Below are 5,287 nucleotides of genomic sequence, written 5' to 3' on the forward strand. Positions count from 1 at the left end.
GTTTAAGGGAGAAATTGATGCGGTGGAGTGGAACAATCCCTACGACGACGAAACCATGGGTCTTCCCGAAGCCGCTCCCTACTGCTACTATCCAGGTTGGTGGGAACCGGGTGCGACTTACGAACTACAGATCGATCGCCGTTTGTGGGAACAGCTACCCGTCGAATATCAGGAAATTTTGAAAGTCGCGGCAACCAACGCCAACGTCACGATGTTAGCGGAATATAATGCCAGAAACGGTAAAGTTGTGGAGCGACTCATCCAAAGCAGCACGGAGTTTATCCCCTTCAGCGGGGAAATCGTGCAGGCTGCTTATCGCAAAACGTTTGAGTTGTATGAAGAATACGCCAGTAACGACCCAGTTTTTCGTCGGGTGTACGAGAATTGGAATACTTTTCGCACGCAGGTGTATCGTTGGAATCAAATTAACGAACTGAGCTTTATCAATTTTATGGTTGGTACTGCGAGGGGTTCGTGACTGTTGGAAAAGAGCTGGGGGAGCTTCGGGGGAAACGGGAGCATCGGCGGCTTCGATCGCCGGGGAAGAGAATGCGTGCATTAAAAAATTCGTCTTGGAAAGTTGAACGGGACGGAAAGTGAGCGGTGTCGGTTTCCGCAAAATTTATACCCCCTTGTCCTTCTTGTCTTTCTCTGTGCGTCCCTGCATCTGCGAGTCTCTAGTGAAGCAACTAAACTACCGGATTTGATATGAAGCGGCGCAATTTTATTAACTATGCAACAACAGGAGCTATAGGTGCGACGGCACTGGGAGCTTGCCAGCAACAAACAGCAATTTCTACTACAGCAGCGTCTCTCGATTTACCCGTCATTCGCTGGCGCATGGCCACCAGTTGGCCCAAATCTCTCCAAATTCTCTACGAAAGCGCCGATTTACTCTGCCGGACAGTCAGCAAAATGACCGACGGACGCTTTGCGATTACGCCCTATCCCGCTGGGGAACTCGCCGACGGACTCAAGGTTCTCGACGCAGTCGCTGATGGGACGGCCGAATGCGGACATAGCGCCAGCTACTACTATCTCGATCGCGGCCCGGCGATGGCATTTGGGACAACCATACCTTTTGGGTTGACAGCAATCCAACAAAATGCATGGCTGTATTACGGCGGTGGCTTGGAGATGATGCGGAAGCTTTACGCCGATCTCGATTTGGGTGTGATTAACTTTCCCGGCGGAAATACCGGCGCCCAAATGGGCGGTTGGTTCAAGCGCGAGGTAAATGCGATCGAAGATTTTCAGGGTTTGAAAATGCGCGTACCGGGGTTGGGCGGTCAAATCTTAGAGCGGTTGGGTGCCGAGATTCAAGTTCTGCCGGGGGATAAAATTTTTGAGGCCCTAGAAAAAGGACTCATCGATGCGGCGGAATGGAAAAACCCTCATGCCGATGAAATGCTCGGGTTGAATCGAGTAGCTCCTTTGTACTACTATCCCGGCTGGTGGGAACCGGGAACCAGCTACGAATTTCAGGTGAACTTGAGTCAGTGGCAAACACTACCCAAGGAATATCAAGAAATTTTTCAAGCGACGGCAACGAATGTGAATGCCAAAATGCTGGCGAAGTTTAATGCGGTGAATGGTAAAGAGCTCGAGCATATGGTTCTTGGCGGAACTCAACTCTTACCCTTCAGCCGGGAAATTCTCACCGCAACCTATAAAACGGCATTTGAATTGTATGAAGAAATAGCCAGCGGGGATGCCACTTTTAAAAAGATTTACGATTCCTGGAAAGTATTTCGCGATCGCATTTATGGGTGGAATCAGCTCAACGAACTGAGCTTTGCTAATTTTGCCATCGACTTAAGTGGTTCTTAAAAAAGAGAAGCATTCATCGATCGGCATTCAGCAACGATTGATGGGCGCGTGACTGGCAAGAGCTGCGATCGAGCAAAGCTTTCTACAAAATCGTCGCGATCGTTGTCCGACTCCCTTTGGCTTTCGGTTGCGAAATACAGGAAAATCTAGCCCTCGATTGACTTAGGTTAGACTGATTCTATAAAATTCATCACTTTAGATCGAACATCGGTGAAAAGACATCTCTCACCCATTTGGCAAACCCTAAAAACAAAGTTCTACTATCTCAGTATCAGTCGCAAGCTAGACTTAGGTTTCGGAGTATTGGTAGCTCTAACGTTTTTGGTCGTGGGGCGAAATTATCTCGGTGGGGCTTTGGTGGCGGCGAAAATCGATCGCACTCAAGAATTGCGCGTGCCCACGGCATTGACCTTAGCCCACGCTCAAGCAGATTTACTGCAAATGTCCTCCCACGTCCGGGGATACCTTGCCACGGGAGATTCGGAGTTTCGCCATCGCTACCAACAAGCCCGACAGAAGTTTGAAGAGCATCTAGCACTCGCAACAGAGGGCTTACAGAACGAGCGGTTGCGCGATCTTCCTTCCCCGGAAAACATCCAACGCCTTCAAGAACTGCAAGAGAAATATCAGGCTTGGAAAGCCCTACCCGAACAGTTGTTCGTCCTGCGCGATAGCGGACGGGCCAACCAACCGGCACTGCGCCTGTTGGAAGAAGAAGGAGAAATCTCCATTTCCATTATTCTCTCAGAAATTGACAACATCATCGAAGAACAAGCAACTCGCTCCCCATCTCTGGGAAATACCAAGCTTCTTCAAGATATGGGAGATTTTCAGAGATCTTTTGCCCTTTCGATTTCCTCTTTACGAGGGTATCTCGTGACTCGAGATCCCTCTTTTCGCTTCGAGTATGCGGGTTACTCGAATCGGAATCGGCAGGCTTGGGAACAATTGCTCGATCGAAGAGCACTGCTGAGTGCCACTCAACAAAAGCGCTTGGATGAAATCGCCCGTCGGCGCAATGCATTTGCGGGTCTGCCGCAGAAAATGTTCGATATCGTTGAAGGCGATCGATATCGGGAAGACTTGTACGTGTTCGGCACGGATGCCGAACCCCTGGCCGCCGAGATGCTCGGCTTGCTCGAAGAAATTGTCATCAGCCAGCAGAGCGCTTTAACCGCAGAACTCGAATCGGGAAACAAAAGTCTGGCAACGGCACAGTGGCAAACTTTACTCGGCGGACTGCTAGTGGTGTTGGTGGTGGCGGGGATGGCGGTGCTGATGCGTCGGAAAATTGCGGCTCCCATCCGACGGTTGACCAGAGCAACCACTCAGATTGTGGAGGGAAAGTTCGATACGAAAGCGGAGGTAGAGTCTGGCGACGAAATCGGGACTTTGGCGACCAGCTTCAATCAAATGACCGACTCCCTCAAACAATCTCGGCAAGAGTTGGAAAACTACAACCGCAACCTGGAGCAGCAGGTTGAAGAGCGCACCGTGGCTCTGGCCGAAGCCAAAGAGACCGCTGAAGCGGCCAACCGAGCTAAAAGCGATTTCTTGGCGAAGATGAGTCACGACTTGCGCACTCCCCTCAATGGAATTTTGGGCATTGCCCAAATCCTCCAGGATTCAAAAGCGGCGACGAGTCGAGAACGAGAAGAAATCGACATTATTTATCAGTCGGGTCAGCATCTGCTCGATTTAATCGACGATATTCTCGATCTTTCAAAAATCGAAGCGGGGAAAATGGAGTTGAATTCCCATGACTGTGCTTTTCCCAGTTTCTTGAGGGGGATCGTAGAACTCTGTCGAATTCGGACTCAGGAGAAAAAAATTGAGTTTCACGATCGCATTGCGGCAACCCTCCCCCAGATGGTGAAAGTCGATGAGAAACGGTTGCGGCAAGTTTTACTCAACTTACTCGGCAATGCGATTAAGTTTACCGATCTCGGTCGTGTCACCCTCACGGTGAATGTCTTGAATCGGATAGAGGCGATCGCACCTCCCCCCGATTCAACCTCCCCAAATGTTACGAGTCTCGATGGAGCTACTAGCAGCCTCCCTATGTGGAAAATTCACGTTCAAATTGAAGATACTGGGGTGGGCATTTCGCCGGAGGAACTCGATAAAATTTTCCTACCCTTCGAGCAGGTGGGAGACAATCAACGGCGATCGCAAGGGACGGGACTGGGTTTGGCCATCAGCCAGAAACTGCTCGAAATGATGGGTAGCCAACTCCAGGTGCGCTCTCAACGCGGTGTGGGCAGTACGTTTAGCCTGACGTTAGATTTACCCGAAGCCGCACCCGATCTTGCAATGGCAACTTCTCCCTCCACTAAGGTTACCCTCAGCGGTTTCGATCCCGAATTGGCCCAAAAGCTGCCCCTCGATATTCTCCTAGCTGAAGATACGCCAGTCAATCAAAAAGTGGCTCGCAGAATGTTTCAGCGATTGGGGTATGAAATTGAGTTGGCCCGAGATGGGACGGAGGTTTTAGAGGCGCTCGATCGTCAGTCCTACGATGTCATTTTTATGGATATCCAAATGCCCGAACTCGACGGACTCGAAACCACTCGCCGGATTTATCAAGAGCGAGCGCCCTATTCCCGTCCTTATATTATTGCCATGACGGCCAATGCCATGGAGGGCGATCGCGATCGCTGTTTGGCCGTGGGAATGAATGACTATATCAGCAAGCCAGTGAAGGTTGAAGCGATTATTCAAGCGCTATATCAGTACCAAAATACAGTGATGGTTTGAGATAACTCAGGAAATACAATTGACAGCTTAATGAAGGGTCGGCAAAAATTATTATAATCCTCGATAACGCTAGCTTCTATAAAAGAAAAGATATTTTAGACAAAATAGCCCGTTCGCCCGAGCGGATCGACGAACCCAAATCGCAAAAAATTCCCCACCGTGCAAAACAGTAGGGAAGAGAGGAGATCCAAATGGCTTGTCGTCATCTAGAATTTTTTACGCGCTTGACTCCCATCGCTCCGGAAGATTTCCCCTCAGTTGAAATCCGATCGAAAAAACCCCCGGTTTTTTAGGCCGGGGGTGCTTCAAAAGGGTGCATCTACCTATTGTTTTCTCCCGCTTGGCTGGGGTTCGATCCGGACAGAATGGAAAAGAAATGTCGGGAGGCTGGGAGAACTTTACAAGGGTCTGTTTTTTGATTCCGGTAGACGGGAAAGAGGGGGAAGCTGGGAAGAGTGGATGAATTCAAACCCAGCAGATCCAATAGGCGCGATCGCCACCGACCCGATCGCGCCGAAACCCCGATCGAACTGGTAATCTTGAGTATGGAACGATACCCGAGGTTATGCCATGGTGCAGAAGTTGTCGCCGACTGGCTTTGACTGGGGAAAGGGATAGGAAATCTACGAAATCGCGCAATCTAACATTTTTTATTGGTTATGGACTATCTCATTGCGGTTGTGGACGATCGCATTCAAGC

General features: G+C 49.9%; 2 protein-coding genes and 1 pseudogene. All 3 read left to right on the top strand.

The genetic code is table 11. From position 1 onward, the window contains the following. Nucleotides 1-478, top strand: a pseudogene (locus IQ235_RS18085) (ABC transporter substrate-binding protein); the annotation flags it as partial. A 230-nt stretch (nucleotides 479-708) separates the two neighbouring features. Continuing rightward, complete coding sequence (locus IQ235_RS18090; protein WP_264322809.1) at nucleotides 709-1,830, top strand: TRAP transporter substrate-binding protein; 1,122 nt, start codon at nucleotides 709-711, stop codon at nucleotides 1,828-1,830. Between the two features lie 210 nt (nucleotides 1,831-2,040). Further along, nucleotides 2,041-4,587 carry a response regulator gene (locus tag IQ235_RS18095; RefSeq protein ID WP_264322810.1) on the top strand — a complete coding sequence of 849 codons (2,547 nt, stop codon included), beginning with the start codon at nucleotides 2,041-2,043 and terminating at the stop codon, nucleotides 4,585-4,587. Nucleotides 4,588-5,287 lie beyond the last annotated feature (700 nt).

Origin of the sequence: Zarconia navalis LEGE 11467, from assembly GCF_015207075.1 — a bacterium.
Classification (GTDB): Bacteria; Cyanobacteriota; Cyanobacteriia; order Cyanobacteriales; family Geitlerinemataceae; genus Zarconia; species Zarconia navalis.